The 17,105-nt window shown below is 71.9% G+C and carries 13 protein-coding genes; 3 read left to right on the forward strand and 10 right to left on the reverse strand.

All coding sequences use genetic code 11. The features are described 5' to 3' along the window. The first annotated feature begins 217 nt into the window (after positions 1 to 217). Positions 218 to 799: a hypothetical protein gene (locus BX283_RS03065; protein ID WP_101386118.1), complete on the forward strand. Its 582-nt coding sequence runs from the start codon at positions 218 to 220 to the stop codon at positions 797 to 799. Positions 800 to 961: 162 nt separating this feature from the next. On the opposite strand, the gene BX283_RS03070 is transcribed toward BX283_RS03065, so the two are convergent. The 9 genes from BX283_RS03070 to BX283_RS03110 form a co-directional block, all read right to left on the reverse strand. Further along, positions 962 to 3,655: a bifunctional GNAT family N-acetyltransferase/acetate--CoA ligase family protein gene (locus BX283_RS03070; RefSeq protein ID WP_101386119.1), complete on the reverse strand. Its 2,694-nt coding sequence runs from the start codon at positions 3,653 to 3,655 to the stop codon at positions 962 to 964. 138 nt (positions 3,656 to 3,793) lie between these two features. After that, the gene (gene gap, locus BX283_RS03075; RefSeq protein WP_101386120.1) at positions 3,794 to 4,807 is read right to left on the reverse strand and encodes a type I glyceraldehyde-3-phosphate dehydrogenase; all 1,014 of its coding nucleotides are present in this window, start codon (positions 4,805 to 4,807) and stop codon (positions 3,794 to 3,796) included. Between the two features lie 92 nt (positions 4,808 to 4,899). Beyond that, positions 4,900 to 5,805 carry a universal stress protein gene (locus tag BX283_RS03080; protein WP_101386121.1) on the reverse strand — a complete coding sequence of 302 codons (906 nt, stop codon included), beginning with the start codon at positions 5,803 to 5,805 and terminating at the stop codon, positions 4,900 to 4,902. A gap of 109 nt (positions 5,806 to 5,914) precedes the next feature. Further along, positions 5,915 to 6,661 carry a pyruvate formate-lyase-activating protein gene (gene pflA / locus BX283_RS03085; protein ID WP_180357025.1) on the reverse strand — a complete coding sequence of 249 codons (747 nt, stop codon included), beginning with the start codon at positions 6,659 to 6,661 and terminating at the stop codon, positions 5,915 to 5,917. Next, entirely contained in the window at positions 6,658 to 8,916 is a 2,259-nt protein-coding gene (pflB, locus tag BX283_RS03090) for a formate C-acetyltransferase (protein ID WP_101392097.1), read from the reverse strand. Before pflB ends, pflA begins: the two co-directional genes overlap by 4 nt. Positions 8,917 to 9,064: 148 nt before the next feature. Next, positions 9,065 to 9,988: a carbamate kinase gene (locus BX283_RS03095; protein ID WP_101386122.1), complete on the reverse strand. Its 924-nt coding sequence runs from the start codon at positions 9,986 to 9,988 to the stop codon at positions 9,065 to 9,067. Positions 9,989 to 9,992: 4 nt separating this feature from the next. Beyond that, entirely contained in the window at positions 9,993 to 10,994 is a 1,002-nt protein-coding gene (argF, locus tag BX283_RS03100; protein WP_101386123.1) for an ornithine carbamoyltransferase, read from the reverse strand. Between the two features lie 29 nt (positions 10,995 to 11,023). After that, entirely contained in the window at positions 11,024 to 12,238 is a 1,215-nt protein-coding gene (locus BX283_RS03105; RefSeq protein WP_101386124.1) for an arginine deiminase, read from the reverse strand. A 47-nt stretch (positions 12,239 to 12,285) separates the two neighbouring features. Next, positions 12,286 to 13,773: an APC family permease gene (locus BX283_RS03110; protein WP_101386125.1), complete on the reverse strand. Its 1,488-nt coding sequence runs from the start codon at positions 13,771 to 13,773 to the stop codon at positions 12,286 to 12,288. 488 nt (positions 13,774 to 14,261) lie between these two features. Between BX283_RS03110 and BX283_RS03115 the strand changes: the two genes are divergently transcribed. Then, positions 14,262 to 14,969: a response regulator transcription factor gene (locus tag BX283_RS03115; RefSeq protein WP_101386126.1), complete on the forward strand. Its 708-nt coding sequence runs from the start codon at positions 14,262 to 14,264 to the stop codon at positions 14,967 to 14,969. Positions 14,970 to 15,283: 314 nt separating this feature from the next. Next, positions 15,284 to 15,871 (forward strand): universal stress protein, encoded by a 588-nt coding sequence (locus tag BX283_RS03120; protein WP_101386127.1) that lies wholly within the window; start codon positions 15,284 to 15,286, stop codon positions 15,869 to 15,871. A 254-nt stretch (positions 15,872 to 16,125) separates the two neighbouring features. Here BX283_RS03120 and BX283_RS03125 read toward each other — a convergent pair whose 3' ends face one another. Next, positions 16,126 to 16,968, reverse strand: coding sequence for a universal stress protein (locus BX283_RS03125; RefSeq protein WP_101386128.1), 843 nt, complete (start codon positions 16,966 to 16,968; stop codon positions 16,126 to 16,128). Positions 16,969 to 17,105: the final 137 nt, after the last annotated feature.

The following is a 17,105-nucleotide window of genomic DNA, read 5'->3' on the forward strand; positions in this document are numbered from 1 at the left end:
CTTACCGTCCGTCCTCCCGAGCGTGGGCGCCCCGCCCCGCCACCGGCAGGGGTCGAGGGACCCGCGCCATGGCCCGGGCGGTCCCCCGCGCCTCATGGGCCGAACGGCCCTGACCCGGGAGACGGTTGGCCCCCGCGGCACCCCGGCGGCCCCTGCCCCCGGCACGGCCGCGGCTGTCACCTTCGGACACACGACCACGAGGGGGAGGTGCCGACCGATGAGCGGATCCGAGTACGCGAGGCAACGGCTGTGGCGGTGGCGGAACAATCCGCTGCGGCGACGCCACGACATCGTCGAGGCCTGGCTCGTGCTGGCCGTGTGGACGGTGGTGGTCGTGGGCGGCACCGTCGCGGGGCTGACCACGGCCCACGCCGCGGACGCGATGTTCGCGCGACAACGGGCCGAGCGGCGGTCCGTGCGGGCCGTGCTCCTCAGCGACGTCCCACGTGACCCCAGCGCGCCTCGCGGAACCCCCGACCGCCGTATGGCACCGGTGCGCTGGACGGCGCCCGACGGTTCGCCCCGCACCGGCCGGGGCGTCGTGAACGCCGGTCTCACAGCCGGATCCCAGGTCACGCTCTGGCAGGACAGCCGGGGCCGGCTCACCCTCCCGCCGACAAGCTCCACAGCGGCAGCCATCGAGGCGGGATCCTTGGGGACCGCTGCCGCGGCCGTGCTCGGCGGCCTGGTCTTCGGCGCCGGGACGATCGCCCGGTGGCGGCTCGACCGTCGCCGTATGGACGCGTGGGGATGCGAGTGGGAACTCGTGGGACCGCGCTGGGGCAACAAGACCGGCTGAGGGGCTCCTCGCCCCGATCGCTCTGCCCACCTCAAGGGCGGCCTGCACCGACGACGCCGCCCCCGTATCCCCTCTCCGGACCTGCCCGGTCACTCGGCAGGTCCGGAGAGGGCCCGCTCGCGGAGAGCCCGCCCCACGGCGCCGCGAGGTGGCCCTCCCTCTTCAGCGCAGCCGGCGCAGATACGGGTCCTGCGGGTGGCGCGGCAGCAGACGCACCCGCGCGTCCAGGACGGTGACGCCGGCCGGTGCCGCCAGGACCGGGTTGAAGTCGGCTTCGGCGAGCTGCGGCACGTCCGCCGCCAACCGCGACAGCCGAAGGAGCAGCTGCTCCAGTGCTTCCAGGTCGGCGCAGGGGCTGCCGTTCGCGCCCAGCAGCAGGGGGGCGCACCGCGGTGACGTGAGCAGCTCGTGCACGTCGAGGTCGGTGAGCGGGGCCAGGCGGGCCGCGTGGTCGGCCAGTACCTCGGTGGCCGTGCCTCCGAGGCCGAACAGGACGAGCGGGCCGAAGACCTCGTCCTGGACGACGCCCGCGAACAGCTCGGTGCCGCGGTCGGCCAGGGGTTGCAGGACCACGCCGGTCATCAGTCCCGCGAAGCGGGTTTCCAGGTCGCGGAAGGCGGCCCGCACCTGGGAGTCGCCGCGCAGGTCCAGATGGACCGCGTGCTGCTGGGTCTTGTGCAGCAGGCCGGGCCAGTGGGCCTTCATGACGACCCGGCCGTCGAAGCCGCGCAGCCGGTCGGCGGCGAGGACGGCGTCGTCCTCGGTTTCGGCCCAGGCCCACGGAATCTGCGGAATGCCGTAGCAGCCCAGCAGGTCGGCACAGGTACGCGGGTCGAGCCAGCCTCCTTCGGGGTGCGCGGCGAGGTACCGCGCCACGACCGCGCGGGCCTGTGTGGTCTCGATGCCGTCCAGGTCGGGGACGGTGCCCACGGGCTGGGCCAGCCACGCGGCGCGGTCGGCGGCGTGGCCCAGGGCGCGGGCCGCCGCCTGCGGTTCGGCGTAGGAGGGAACCGTGCCGCCGTCCGCAGCGGGCAGCAGCCGTACGGGCAGGTCCTGTTCCAGGCGTACGGCGAGCACGGGCCGCGCCCGGCGTCCGGGGGCACCGGTGAGGGAGCGTACGAGATCGTCACCGGTGGCCTGGGCGACCGCTGTCGGCACGAGGGCCACCACCACGGCGTCGATGCCGGGGCAGCGGGTGAGGCGGTCCACGCACGCCGTCAGCTGTTCCTCGGACACCGCGGCGGTGGCGTCGACGGGGTTGCCGACGGCCGCGCCTTCCGGGAGCACATCCAGCAGTTCGTCGATCGTCGCGGGAGTGAGCGGGGGCAGGGCAAGTCCCGCCTCCGCGCAGGCGTCGGCGGTGAGTACGCCGGCTCCCCCCGCGTTGGTGACGATCACGACCCGGCGCCCTGCCGGCAGGGGCTGGGAGTGCAGCAGGGCCGCGGTTTCCAGGAGTTCACCGACCGAGCGGGTCGCGGTGACACCGGCCTGGGTGAACAGCGCGCCGCGGGTCATGGTGCGGGTCGCGGCGGCCGCGGTGTGGGAGGCGGCCGCGTTGCGGCCCGCCTCGGTACGGCCCGCGTCGACGGTCAGCACGGGGATGCGGCGCGTCACGCGGCGGGCGGTGCGGGAGAAGGCACGCGGGTTGCCGAACGATTCCAGGTGCAGCAGGGCCAGGTCGGTACGGCCGTCGCTCTCCCACCACTGGAGCATGTCGTTGCCGCTGACGTCGTACTTGTCGCCGAGGGAGGCGAAGGAGGAGACGCCGATGCCCAGCCGGGACAGCCCTTCCAGGAGCGCGATGCCGACCCCGCCGGACTGGACCGCGACCCCGGCCGTCCCGGGGCGCGGATGACCGGCGGCGAATGTCGCGTCCAGGCTCAGTCCCGCTTCGGTGTTCGAGATGCCCAGGCAGTTGGGTCCCACCAGCCGCATGCCGTAGGTGCGGCAGGCGGTCCGCAGCGACTGGGCCTGGGTGTGGTCGAGTCCGGCGGTGACGGTGACGAGGGCGCGCACCCCGGCCCGGCCGCACTCCTCGGCGACTGCCGGGACCGCTGCGGCCGGTACGGCCACGACCGCCAGATCCGGGGTCTTGGGCAGGGCCGCGACCGATGGGTAGGACGGCACCGAGAGAACCGAGCTGACGGCGGGATTCACCGCGAACAGGTGGCTGGTGTAGCCCCCGGTGCGCAGGTGGTGGAGGATCGCCCGGCCCACCGACCCGGGCTTGCGGCCGGCACCGACGACGGCGACCACGGAGGGCCGCAGCAGGGGCAGCAGGCTGGCCACATCGGCGGCCCGGCCGCGGGCCTCCACGGCCGACAGGTAGGTGTCGTCCTGGTCGAGGTGGGCGGTCCACCGCACCTCGGGGCCCTCGAAGCGTCGGGAGGTGCGCAGGCCGAGGTCGGCGAACAGGCGCAGCACCTCGTGGTTCTCGCTGAGCGCGTCGGCCGTGAAGGTGGTGATGCCCTCCGCCCGCGCCGCGGAGACCAGGTGCTCGACGAGCAGGGTACCCACGCCCCGGTGGTGCAGACCGTCGGCGACGGCGATGGAGATCTCCGCGGTGTCCTGGTGCCCGTCCGTCTCGTATTCGGCCAGGCCGATCACCCGGCCGTCCACCTCCGCCAGCAGGGCCCGATACCCCGGGCGGGTGGCGGCGCAGGCACGCTCGGCGGCCCTGGCCGCCGAGCTTCGGCTCGTCGTGAAGAACCGCAGGCGCAGGTTCTCCGGGGACATCTCCTCGTACAGCCCTTGCAGTTGGTCGTGGTCACCCGGCAGGGCGGACCGTATGCGCACGGTGGTGCCGTCCGCGAGCAGTGCGTGGACCGGGGGGCGCTCGAGCAGGTCGTCCGTCATCGCAGGTCTCCTCCATCGCTGTCGGTACGTCGATCGTCCGCCGGCACGCAGGGCCCTCACATGGGCCGCATGGAGACCGGCCGGGGCCGGCCGGCTCTCCCCTCGCAGCCGACCGACCCCTCTTCGCTGCGCGGTGGGTCAGTCGTCCGCGACCAGGGCCGTCAGGTCCAGGAGGCGGTTGGTGTAGCCCCATTCGTTGTCGTACCAGCCGAAGACCTTGGCCAGGGTGCCGTTGGCCTGGGTCAGGGCCGGGTCGAACACGCAGGACACCGGGTCGCCGATCACGTCGCGGGACACGATCGGGGCCGTGGAGACGCGCAGGATGCCGTTGAGCGGGCCGTCCGCGGCCGCCTCGAACGCGGCGTTGATCTCATCCGCGGTCGCCTCCCGGCGTAGGACGACGGCGAGGTCGGTGAGCGAGCCGTCCTCCACGGGCACCCGCACCGCGATCCCGTCCAGCGCCCCGGCCAGCTCCGGCACCACCAGGCCCACGGCACGCGCTGCACCGGTGCTGGTGGGGATGATGCTGAGGGCGGCCGAGCGGGCCCGGCGCAGGTCCTTGTGCGGGCCGTCCAGGAGCGACTGGTCGTTGGTGTAGCCGTGGATGGTGGTCATCATTCCGCGCTCGATACCGAAGGCGTCGTCGAGCACCTTCACCATCGGGGCCACGCAGTTGGTGGTGCACGAGGCGGCGGAGATGATCCGGTCACGATCCCGGTCGTAGGTACGGTCGTTGACTCCCATCACGATGGTGGCGTCCACGCCCTTGCCCGGCGCCGACAGCAGCACGGTGTGGGCTCCGCCCTTCAGGTGCAGGGCCGCTGAGTCCCGGTCGCGGAAGCGGCCGGTGGACTCGACGACGACCTCGGCGCCGTAGTCGGACCAGTGCAGCGCGGCCGGGTCGCGCTCGGCGGTGACGATGATGCGGCGCCCGTCGACCGTCAGGGAGCTCTCGTCGTGGCGGACGTCGCGCCCGATGCGCCCGAACGTCGAGTCGTACTCCAGCAGATGGGCGAGGGTGGCGGGCGGGGCGATGTCGTTCACGGCGACCACCTCGACGTCCTGGGTGCCCGCTTCGGCACGGTCCAGGGCGGCGCGCAGATAGGTGCGCCCGATACGACCGAAGCCGTTGATGCCGACGCGTACGGTCATGGCAGGGTGTTCCTTCCGAAAGTGAAGGGAAGATCAGGCGTCGCGGGCCCGTGAACAACCGGGCCCTTCACACCCACCCCCCTCGGAGTAGGTCAGTCGTGGGGGACGACGGCCACGGGAGCGGCACTGTGGTGCAGTACGGCGTGCGCCACATGGCCGATATGGGCGCCGAGCGGGCCGCGCCGGGTGCGCCGGCCCACCACCACCAGGGAGGCCCGCTGCGCCGCGTCCACCAGCAGCTCGGCGGCGCTGCCGTAGCCCGACTCCTCAACGACGTCCACGTCCGGGAACTTGTGCCGCCACGGGCGCAGCACCTCCGCCAGGGCCTGCGATTCCCCCAGACCGAGGGCTTCGTACAGGGGAGGACTCGTGACCATCCCGTACGCGTAGGACGCGGGCGGGAACCAGCCGTGCACGGCGTGCAGGGAGGTGGCACGGCGCCGGGCGGCGTCGAACGCGAACTCGATCAGCGTGTCGTCCGGGCTGCGGGTGTCCAGGCCCAGGACGACGGGCTGGAAGGGCGCCGCGGCGCTGGGCACTCCCGCCGGGTCCATCTCGTGCTCGTCGGCGGCGGACTCCCCCGCCCGGACCAGCACCACGGGCCGCTTCGTGTGGGCGACCACGTTCAGTCCGATGGAGCCGATCAGGAAGCCACCGATTCCGCTCAGACCACGCGAGCCGATCACGAGCAGTTCCGCGGTCTGCGCCGCCTCGCAGAGCACCGCACCGGGGTGTCCGGACAGTTGCTCCCTGCTCACCTCGACGCCGGGGTGGCGCAGCCGGAGCCCCTCGGCGGCTTCGCGCGGGATGCGCTCACTCCAGTGCTGCTGGGTCTCGCCTCCCACCAAGGGCGCCTGGGCCACGGGCTCCGGAACCGGCTCCCACACGTGGATGATCCTCAGTGGCAGGTCACGCAACTTCGCCTCACGGGCCGCCCATTCCGCGGCGGCCAGGCTCTCGGGCGAGCCGTCGAGACCTACGGTGACAGTGCGGAGCATTCTTTCTACCTCCTGTGTGCAAGGGATCCGATATCAGCGTCGTCCGCGCGGCGTTCTCGGGGCAGGGCCCACTGGTCCCCATTCGGGGCCGACGGTCCCTGCGCGCTGGTCAGCAGGCCGCCACACCGTGCTCGCGGAAGCGCGCGCGGACGCGCTCGATCATGGCCGTATCGGGGACCGGCTGATCGCGCAGCGGGAAAGGGATGCCCAGCGCGTCGTACTTCGCGGCGCCGAGCTTGTGGAACGGCAGGACGTCGACCCGCTCGGCCATGCCCAGACCCGCGACGAAGCGGGCCAGGGCGTCCACCCGCCGCAGGTCGTCGGTCCAGCCGGGGACCAGCACGTACCGGATCCACATCGGCACGCCGAGGCGGTCGAGACGGGTGGCGAAGTCCAGGGTGGGGGCGAGCTCGCCGCCGGTCAGCTTCCGGTAGGTGTCGCTATCGAAGGACTTGATGTCCAGCAGCACCAGGTCGGTGTCGGCGAGGAGTTCGTCGGTGGCGCGGGCGCCGAGGAAGCCGGAGGTGTCCAGCGCGGTGTGCAGCCCCGCCTCCTTGCAGCGGCGCAGCACGGCGGCGGTGAACGCGGGCTGGAGCAGGGGCTCTCCGCCGGTGAGGGTGGCGCCGCCGCCGGCCGTGGTGATGAACCCCCGGTACTTGTCGATCTCCTCCATCACCTCGTCGACGGACACCCGGCGCCCGTCCCGCATGTGCCAGGTGTCCGGGTTGGCGCAGTACAGGCAGCGCAGCGGGCAGCCGCTGACGAAGAGGACGAACCGGGTTCCGGGGCCGTCCACGCCGGTGGACAGGTCCCAGGAGTGGATCCGGCCGGTCACGCGGTCGGTGGCGGTGTTCACAGCGCTCCGTGGAAGGTCCGGCTGATCACGTCGAGCTGCTGCTCTCGGGTCAGGCGGACGAAGTTGACGGCGTATCCGGAGACCCGGATGGTCAGGTCCGGGTACTTCTCTGGGTGCTCCATGGCGTCCTGGAGGGTGGCGCGGTCGAGCACGTTCACGTTCATGTGGAAGCCGCCGGCGCTCATATAGGCGTCGAGGATGCCCACCAGGTTGCCCGCACGCTCCTGCGGCACGTGCCCGAGCCCTTCCGGGGTGATGGTCGTGGTCAGCGAGATGCCGTCACGGGCCTGCTCGTAGGGCAGCTTGGCGACCGAGAGCGCGGAAGCGGCCACACCGTGCCGGTCACGGCCGTTCATCGGATTGGCCCCGGGCGCGAAGGGCTGTCCGGCACGGCGCCCGTCGGGGGTGTTGCCGGTGTGCTTGCCGTAGACGACGTTCGAGGTGATCGTCAGCACCGACTGGGTGTGCTCGGCGTCCCGGTGGGCGGGATGCCTGCGGACCTTGGCCATGAAGGACTCGACCAGGCCGACGGCCAGGGCGTCGACGCGGTCGTCGTTGTTGCCGTAGGCGGGGAACTCCCCCTCCACCTCGTAGTCCACGGCCAGCCCCGTGGCGTCCCTGATCACCCGCACGCGTGCGTACTTCGCGGCGGACAGGCTGTCCGCGGCGACCGACAGACCGGCGATGCCGCAGGCCATGAAGCGGTGTACGGGATGGTCGTGCAGCGCCATCTCGATGCGCTCGTAGGCGTACTTGTCGTGCATGTAGTGGATGACGTTGAGGGCGTTCACATAGGTCCGGGCAAGCCAGTCGAGCGTGCGGTCGTACGCCGCCGCAAGCTCGTCGTAGTCGAGCACATCGCCGGTCAACGGCGTTGCTTCTGGGGCGACTTGTTCGCCCGTGAGCTCGTCCCGGCCGCCGTTGACCGCATAGAGCAATGCCTTCGCCAGATTGACCCGGGCGCCGAAGAACTGCATCTGCTTTCCCACCGCCATGGCCGAGACACAGCAGGCGATCGCGGTGTCGTCGCCGGTGCGCGGGCGCATCAGCTCGTCGGACTCGTACTGGATGGAGCTGGTGTCGATGGACACCCGCGCGCAGAACTCCTTGAATCCGGCGGGCAGCCGCGGCGACCACAGCACGGTGAGGTTGGGCTCGGGGGCCGGGCCGAGGTTGTAGAGCGTCTGCAGAAAGCGGAAGGAACTGCGGGTGACCAGCGGGCGGCCGTCGGCGCCGATGCCGCCGATGGACTCCGTCACCCAGGTGGGGTCGCCGGAGAACAGGGCGTCGTACTCGGGGGTGCGCAGGAACCGGACGATCCGCAGCTTGATGACGAAGTCGTCGATCAGCTCCTGGGCGCCGGACTCGTCGAGCAGGCCCTCCTCCAGGTCCCGCTGGAAGTAGACGTCGAGGAAGGTCGACGTGCGGCCCAGCGACATCGCTGCGCCGTTCTGCTCCTTCACCGCGGCGAGATAGCCGAGGTAGAGCCACTGCACGGCCTCGTGCGCGTTGGTCGCGGGACGGGAGATATCGCATCCGTACGTGGCCGCCATCCGGGCGAGCTCACCCAACGCGCGGATCTGCTCGGCCAGTTCCTCCCGGTCACGGATGACGTGCTCGCTGGACGGCCGCTCGTCCAGCAGCGCCTTCTCGGCCCGCTTGGCCTCGATCAGCCGGTCGGTGCCGTACAGCGCCACGCGCCGGTAGTCGCCGATGATCCGGCCCCGGCCATAGGCGTCGGGCAGTCCGGTGATGATCCCGGCCCTGCGCGCGGCGCGCATCTCGGGCGTGTAGGCGTCGAAGACGCCGTCGTTGTGGGTCTTGCGGTGGATCCCGAAGACCTTGGTGACGTACGGGTCCGGTTCGTACCCGTACGCCTTGAGACTGTTCTCCACCATGCGCAGACCGCCGCCCGGCATGATCGCCCGCTTGAGCGGGGCGTCGGTCTGCAGGCCGACGATCAGTTCGCGGTCGCGGTCGATCCAGCCGGGGGCGTGCGAGGTGATCGTGGAAGGCGTGGCGGTGTCGACGTCGAGAACGCCCTTGCGGCGCTCCTCGGGGAAGCGGGCGCTGACCTTTTCCCAGACGGCTCGGGTGCGGTCGGTGGGCCCGCTGAGGAATGAGGCGTCGCCCTCGTACGGGGTGACGTTGGCCTGGATGAAGTCACGCACGTCGATCCGCTCGCGCCAGGTGGTCCCGTCGAAACCTCGCCAGGATCCGGTAACCCGGTCTCCGGCTGTCATGGTGGTGGTCATCGCCATCCCTCTCCACAGTCCTCGCTGGCTCTGCACTTCGCATGCTTGTCGCTCGCGTCTGCCGCAGGGAGTGCCACAGGGGGCGCCCTCCCCAGGCCGTCCGGCCCCGCCTCCGAGGGGCCGAACGGCCTGGGTGTGCCGCCGCCCCTCAGCCGGCCGCGAGATCCGGGCGGACCAGCGTGCCCGACCTGCCGTGCACGATCTCGTACGCCGCGTCGAGCGCCCCGATGGCGGCGATTCCTCCGGTCCGCTCCACGAAACGGGCGGCGGCCTCGGCCTTGGGCCCCATGGAGCCGTCCGGGAAGCCCTCGCGGCGCAGCTCGGCCGGGGTGGCGTCGAGAACGGGCTGTTGAGCGGGGGTCCCGTAGTCCTTGTACACGCACGGCACGTCGGTGAGGACGAGCAGGAAGTCGGCCTTCACCTCCTCGGCGAGCAGGGCGGCGGTGAGGTCCTTGTCGATGACCGCCTCGACGCCCGTCAACGCGCCTGTAGTGGCGTCGGCGGTGACGGGGACGCCACCGCCTCCGGCGCAGATGACCAGCCCCCCGCTGTTGAGCAGCTCATGGACGGTGTCGGTCTCCATGATCCGTTCGGGCGTCGGCGAGGGCACGACCCGGCGCCAGCCCGTGGTGTCCTGCGCGATGTGCCAGCCGCGCTCGCGGGCGAGGGAGCGGGCGGCGTCATGGGGGTAGACCTGACCGACGAACTTCGTGGGCCGTGCGAAGGCCGGGTCGTCGGCCCGGACCAGGGTGTGGGTGACCAGGGCCGTGATGCGGCGGCCGGGAAGGACGTCGTGCAGCGTGCAGGCCAGCAGGGAGCCGATCATTCCCTGGGTCTGCGCTCCGAGCAGATGCAGCGGGTAGGGGGCGCTCAGCGCGGGGTCGGCCGCGCTCTCCACGGCCAGCAGGCCGACCTGGGGGCCGTTGCCGTGGGTGATGACGAGTTCGTGTTCACGGGCGAGGGCGGCCAGTGCGGTGGCGACCCGGTCGATGTTGGCCTGCTGGACCGCCGCGTCGGGGCGTTCACCGCGGTGGAGCAGAGCATTGCCTCCGAGGGCGACGACGATACGCACGATGTCAGTCCTCCAGGGTGGCGACGAGTACGGCCTTGATGGTGTGCAGCCGGTTCTCCGCCTGGTCGAAGACGATGGACTGCGGCGAGGAGAAGACCTCGTCGGTGACTTCCAGGCCGTTGAGGCCGTGCGTGTCGTAGAGGTCGCGGCCGAGGCGGGTGCTGCGGTCGTGCAGGGCCGGCAGGCAGTGCATGAACTTCACGTCCGGGTTGCCGGTGAGGGCGAGGGTCTTCTCGTCCACCTGGTAGGGCAGCAGCAGTTCGATGCGCTCCTGCCAGGTGTCGGCGGGCTCGCCCATGGAGACCCATACGTCGGTGTGCAGGAAGTCGGCGCCGCGTACGGCGGTCTCGACGTCCTCGGTGAGGGTGATACGGGCTCCGCTGCGCTCGGCGAGCGCCCGGCATGTGGCCACCAGTTCCGTGTCCGGCCACAGCTGCCTGGGGGCGGCGATGCGGACGTCCATGCCGAGCAGAGCTCCCATGGACAGCAGGGAGTTGCCCATGTTGTTACGGGCGTCGCCGAGGTAGCAGTAGGCGATGTCCCGCAGGGACTTGGCGCTGTGCTCGCGCATGGTGAGGACATCGCACAGGCTCTGGGTGGGATGGGCGGTGTCGGTGAGGCCGTTGTAGACGGGGACGCCGCTGTGGGCGGCGAGCTCCGTGACGATCGGCTGGCCGCTGCCCCGGTATTCGATCGCGTCGAACATCCGGCCGAGCACGCGGGCGGTGTCGGCGATGGACTCCTTGCCGCCGATGTGGGTTTCGCCGGGGCCGAGGTAGGTGGTGGCGGCTCCCTGGTCGGCGGCGGCCACCTCGAAGGCGCAGCGGGTGCGGGTCGAGGTCTTCTCGAAGATCAGCGCGAGGTGCCGGCCGGTGAGGCGAGGGCGCTCGGTACCGGCGCGTTTGGCGTCCTTGAGGCAAGCCGCGAGGTCGAGGAGGTGGTGGATCTCCGCGGCGGTGAAGTCGAGTTCGCTCAGGTAGGAGCGGCCTCGCAGGGTGACGGTCATGGTGGTGTCCTTTTGCCGGGTCGGGTGGGTCAGGAGGCCGGGTCGCGCTCGATGGGGCAGCTCATGCAGCGCGGGCCGCCGCGCCCGCGGCCGAGTTCGGCGCCGGCGATGGTCACGATCTCGATGCCCTGCTTGCGCAGGTAGGTGTTGGTGGTGACGTTGCGCTCGTAGCCGACGACGACCCCGGGAGCCACGGCCAGGAAGTTGCTCCCGTCGTCCCACTGCTCGCGCTCGGCGCCGCGGTGGTCCTGCGGCGCGGACAGCATCCGCACCTTGTCCAGGTCCAGGGCCTCGGCCAGAGCGGTCGCCAGGTCGGAGTCGGCCCGGACGTCGAAACCGCGCTCATGGGCGGTGCCGGGCAGCAGTGTCCACGAACGCAGGGAGTCGGCAAGACCCGGATAGATGGCGAAGGCATCCCGGTCGACCATGGTCAGGACCGTGTCGAGGTGCATATAGGCGCGCGTGGCGGGCAGTTGGACGGCGATGAGCCGCTGTGCCGTACCGGTGGCGAACAGCCGGGCCGCCAGGTTCTCCACCGCCTGCGCGGTGGTGCGCTCGCCCATGCCGACCATCACCGCACCGTTGCCGAGGACATGGACATCGCCGCCTTCGAGGGTGCCGGCACCGCCATCGAGGAGCGGTGCGGGTGCGACGCCGGCGAACATCGGGTGGAAGCGGTAGACGGCCTCGGCGTGCAGACTCTCGCGGCGGCGGGCGTGCTTGGCCATGGGGTTGACCGACAGACGGTCGTACACCCAGCAGGAGTTGTCGCGCGGGAAGAGGTGGTTGGGCAGCGGGGCGAGCGCGAAGTCATCGGCGTCCAGCGCGTTCCAGACCAGGCTGTGCGGGGTGGCCAGCGGCAGGTCGCTCTTGAGGAGTCCGCCGATCAGGTGCTCGGCCAGGGTCTGCCCGTCCAGCTCGCCGCAGAGTCCGCGCACCGGGTCGATCAGGGCCGGCCCGACGCCGGCGGGGGTGACCACACGATCCAGCAGCCAGTCGCGGGCCTCGGGGATGTCGAGGGTCTGGGCCAGCAGGTCCGCGAAGTAGTGGACGCGGGTGCCGTGGTCGCGCAGCACCTGGGCGAAGGCGTCGTGTTCCTCGCGGGCCCGCTTGGCCCAGAGGATGTCGTCGAAGAGGAGGGCGTCGACGGTGCGGGGGGTGAGACGGGAGAGTTCGAGGCCGGGGCGGTGCAGGATCACCTGACGCAGGCGGCCGACCTCGGAGTCGACGTGGAACGTGTTCATGGCGGTCTTTCCTGTTGAAGAAGGGTGGCGGTCGGGGAGAGGGAAGGTCAGTCCTGGCGGCGGTGGGTGTGGTGTCCGCGCGGACCGCCGACACGGTTGGTGTTCAGCCCCGGGGAGGGCCGCTTGGCCGGGGGCGGTGTCTCGGGCGCCCGCTCCTCGCGCGGGGCGGGGGCGAGCCCCGACGCGTTCGCGTCGCCGTACACGCCCTGCCCCCGCTTCAGCCAGATGTAGACGGGCACACCGAGCAGCAGCACGAACAGCCCGTAGTAGACGGTCTGGTAGCCGCTGCCCTGCACCGACCAGTAGGAGAAGGCCATCGCCACGCAGGCGATGCCCACGTCGCGGACGAGCCGGCGCGGACTCAGGCTTTCGCGTCCGCGCACCAGCAGCCAGTACAGCTGGGCGGCGGCGGAGAACAGATAGGGGATCACCGCGGTGAGCACGCTCAGGAGCACGATCTTCGTGAACACGTCGTCGAAGCGCGTGTAGCTGATCACGGTGATCAGCGAGGCGAGTGCGGTGGAGGCGATGATGCCGAAGGCCGGAACGCCCTTCTCCCCGCGGAGCCTGGCGAAGGCTTCGGGGAAGAGGCCGTCGCGGGCGGCCGCGTACGGCATCTCGGCGCACAGCATGGTCCAGCCGTTGAGCGCGCCGATACCGGAGACGATGGCGGCCACGGCGACGGCGTCACCGGCCCAGCTGCCGCCGACGATGTTGTTGGCCGCGTCGGTGAACGGGGCCGTGGAGGAGCCCAGTTCGGTGTGCGACACGGTACCGAGGACGGCGAGTGTGCCCAGGATGTAGATGACCGCGCAGACGAGCGTGCCGTACACGGTGGCACGCGGCACGTTCCGCTCGGGGTCCCGCACCCGCCCGGCGACCACGGACGCGGCTTCCAGGCCCAGGTAGCTGAACAGGGCGATGGCCCCCGCCGCGGAGATCGCTCCCAGCGCGGAGTGATCGCTGGCGTTGAAGGGTCCGAAGTTGTCCGGGTCGATGAAGAAGATCCCGATACCGGCCATGAAGATCAGCGGGATGAACTTCAGTACGGTCGTGATCACCTGGAACGCGCCGGTGTTGCGTACTCCCGTGAGGTTGATCGCGGCGGGAATCCACAGGCCGGTCAGTGCGAGTGCCACGGAGACCCACGTCTTGTGGCCCGTGTTCACGAAGACCTCGACGTATCCGACCCAGGCCACGACGATCGCCGCGTTCCCGGCCCACGCGGTGATCCAGTAGGACCAGGCGTTCAGGAAGCCCGCGAATTCACCGAAGGCCTCCCGGGCGTAGACATACGGTCCGCCGCTCGCCGGAACACGCTTCGACAGGGAGCCGAAGGTCGCCGCCAGAGCCAGCGCACCCAGGGTCACGGCGACGAAGGCGACCAGGGAGATGGGGCCGTAGGCGGCGAGGGCGGACGGCAGCGCGAAGACGCCGGTACCGATGATGCTGCCGATCACCAACGCGGAGGCGGCGGGCAGGCCGAGAGCCGCCTCGGGCGCCGCACGCTCGCCGCCCGTCGTAGTCCTGGACATGGTTGTGCTCCTTGTACAAGTCGCTGGGATGTGCCGATCCGCCGACGATGCTTCTGTGCCGGGCCGGATCGGGACAGCGGCCGGACGGACCAGCACGGGTCCCGAAGGTCCCGGTCCGCGAGGGGCCGCGCGGCCCGCCGGGGCGACAGCTGCTCGGCACGCGCCCCGGCGAGCGCCCGGCCGCAGGACACGCCGACAACCCGGCCGGATCCCGCGCGCCGCATCCGCCTGCCGGGAGGGTGCGGTGACGCCCCCCCCCCCGCGGGCCTGCTCCCGCCGGTCCGCTCGGTGCGCGGGAACAGGGGCTGCGGAGGAGCGTTGCTCACGAGGCCGATCCCCTGTGCCCGGTCCGCGGGAACAGGGGCTGCCGGCTCGGCGTCTCCGGAGGAGTTGGGCCTGTCGGCCCTAGTACATTCGGTCCCCGCGAGTCATGATCGGCACCAGGGACAGCCCGCAGCCTGTCCTCCACCAGGGAAAGAGGGGCCGCCATGCCAGAGTCAGCCGCACGCACGTTCACCGAGCAGGACCCCATCCGGGTGTTTCTGCTGGACGACCACGAGGTCGTTCGCCGCGGGCTGGCCGATCTCCTCGACGCCGAGCCGGACATCCGCGTCGTCGGTGACGCCGGCAACGTCGACCAGGCGCTCGCGCGAGGCCCCGCGCTGCGCCCCGATGTCGCTGTCCTGGATGTACGGCTGCCGGACGGCAACGGCATCGCGGTCTGCCGCGAGCTGCGCGACCAGATGCCGGAGCTGGCCTGTCTGATGCTGACCTCGTTCGACGACGAGGAGGCCCTGCTCGACGCGATCATGGCAGGCGCGTCCGGGTACGTCCTCAAACAGATCAAGGGATCCGACCTGGTCTCGGCGGTCCGCACGGTGGCCTCGGGCCAGTCGATGCTGGACCCCGCCACCACGGCCCGCCTGATGCGCTCGCTCCGGGCGGACCCCGCGGAGAGCCCCGCCGTGCCGTCCGAGCTGGCGAGCCTGTCGCCGCGGGAGAGAGACATCCTCGCGTTGATCGGCGATGGACTCACCAACCGTGAGATCGGCAAGAAGCTCTACCTGTCGGAGAAGACCGTCAAGAACCACATCTCCCGTCTCCTGGCCAAGCTCGGCGTGCAGCGCCGGGTCCAGGCAGCGGTCCTCGCCTCCCAACTGGAACAGCAGGACAGAAGCGAGCGCCCCGGCGCGTGAGGCGGGGCGGGGCCGTTCCGGGCGGCCGGGCCCCGGACGGGCGGCGGCAGCTGAGCAGCGCGATCGCCCCGCTTCCGGTCGGCTCCCCCCGGGACGGCCGGACGATCCCGTCCCCGGCCCTGGTCCGGCGGCCGGGGACGAATCCCGCTGCCCCGACCCCCTTCACCCCGGCTCCACGCCGCCTCTCGCCCTTCCGGGACCAGGAGCGCCAGGAACATAGGACCACTGGGTACCGGCTGGGCCTCTCGGCCCCTGTCGCGTCGACCCGCCTCGGGCGAGCATGAGGCAACAGGCCGTCCACGGCTGGAGGAGTCATGACAAAGCCCACCACCAAACGCGGCATCGTGGTCGGCGTCGACGGCACCGAGGAGTCGATGGCCGCACTGCGCTGGGCCGCCCAGCAAGCACGTGTGCTGCACACGGATGTGGTGGCCGTGCACGCCTGGGAGCCGATCGGCCCCCTCCACGCCCCCTACGCCCCGGCCTCAGCCCGCCCCACTGCCGCCGAACAGCGCGCCCGAGCCGCCCAGTTGCTCGCCTCGACGCTCCGCACGGCCTTCGGCTCGCGGACGGATGGAACCGTACGCGCCGTCCTGGCAGAAGGGCCGCCCGCACGGATGCTGCTCCACCACGCACACGGCGCCCTGCTGCTCGCACTGGGGCTCAAGTCCCGTGCGGAGTACGGGGCCACGCCGCTCGGGCCCGTCGGCCGCGAGTGTCTGCGCCATGCCGCGATCCCCGTGGTCGCCGTGCCCGTCGCCGAGCGGCCGGCGCGCCCGGACGCATCCGCACGCCACACCGTGGTACGCCCTCTCCTCGTCCGGAGCGACACCGCCCGGCGGACCGAACGCGGCGCCTCCCCTCCCACGGGTCCGTCATCGCCATCCGTGGCCGTGCGGTAACCAGCTCGCGGCTGACTGGCAGCGAGGCCTCCGGGCAGCGGGCGCGGCCACCTCGTCCGCGTGGACGAGGCAGAGGGGGGCGGTGGCGGCGTGCGGCCTCCGCTGCTCCCCGCCGCGCCGCCTGACGGGCCGACAGGGAGCCGTCGACACCGACGAAGACCGAGCTGACCTCCGGGTTACGGCGCCTTCCCTCGTTCCTCCTCGCCGGGGCGGCTGAGCACCTCCCCACGCACGCCGTGGACCGGGCCCCGCCTTCACTCGTGCGGCACCACCGCCACCGGGCACAGCACGTGGTGGATCACGGTGTGGGCGACCGGGCCGAGGCGGTCGGTGCGGCGGCCGATGACCAGCAGACTCGCACGGGTGGAGGCCATCACCAACTGGCGGCCGGCCCGGCCGTGGACCGTGCGCTCCACCACCTCGGTCTCGGGGAACTTCCGCCGCCACCGCGCCAGCGCGGCCGTCAGGGCGCGGGCCTTCTCCGCCGCCGGGTCCACCGCGTCCGCCGACGGCACCAGGGGAACAGCCCAGGCGTGCCGGACATGGAGCGGCGCCTGGCGGGTGGCCGCCGCATCGAAGGCGTACGCGAACAGCTCGTCGCACGGGTGGTCCAGGTCCAGGCCGAGGACCACGGGCCGGAACGCTCCGGTGCCCGACCCGCCCTGCCGCTCGCCCTCGGGGCACTCCCCCGCCCGTACGAGCACGACCGGGCCGGCGGCCCGCGCGGCCGCCTGCAACGCGACCGAGCCGACGAGGAACGCGGCACAGCCGGTGAAGCCGCGCGAGCCGAGGACCAGCATCTCGGAGGTGGCGGCTGCCTCCAGGATCGTGGCCGTCGGCGGACCGGGCGCGACGACCGGATGGATCTCCAAGCCGGGGTGGCACTGGGCGAGTTGGACAGTCACTCGATCCAGCGCCGTACGCTCACGCGCCCCCGGGACGTCCAGTTCGGGCAGGCCCGTCGGGGGGGTGGGTTCATCGTCCACATGGAGAAGGTGCAGCGGCAGACCACGGCGCACCGCTTCGCGGGCCGCCCAGTCCGCCGCGTCCACGCTCTCGCGCGAACCGTCGACGCCTGCGGTGATGTGGCGTTGCATGATCAACCTCCGGTGATCCGTGGGCGAGCACGCGGGGATCAGCCGTGATGGCGAGTGCGCAGGCGCGACCGGACGGAGTGATACCGGCGGCCCGCCGGACAGGCACCACGACCCCGTCCGCACCATCGCACCGGCAC

It is taken from the genome of Streptomyces sp. TLI_146 (assembly GCF_002846415.1).
In the GTDB taxonomy this organism is placed as follows: Bacteria; Actinomycetota; Actinomycetes; order Streptomycetales; family Streptomycetaceae; genus Streptomyces.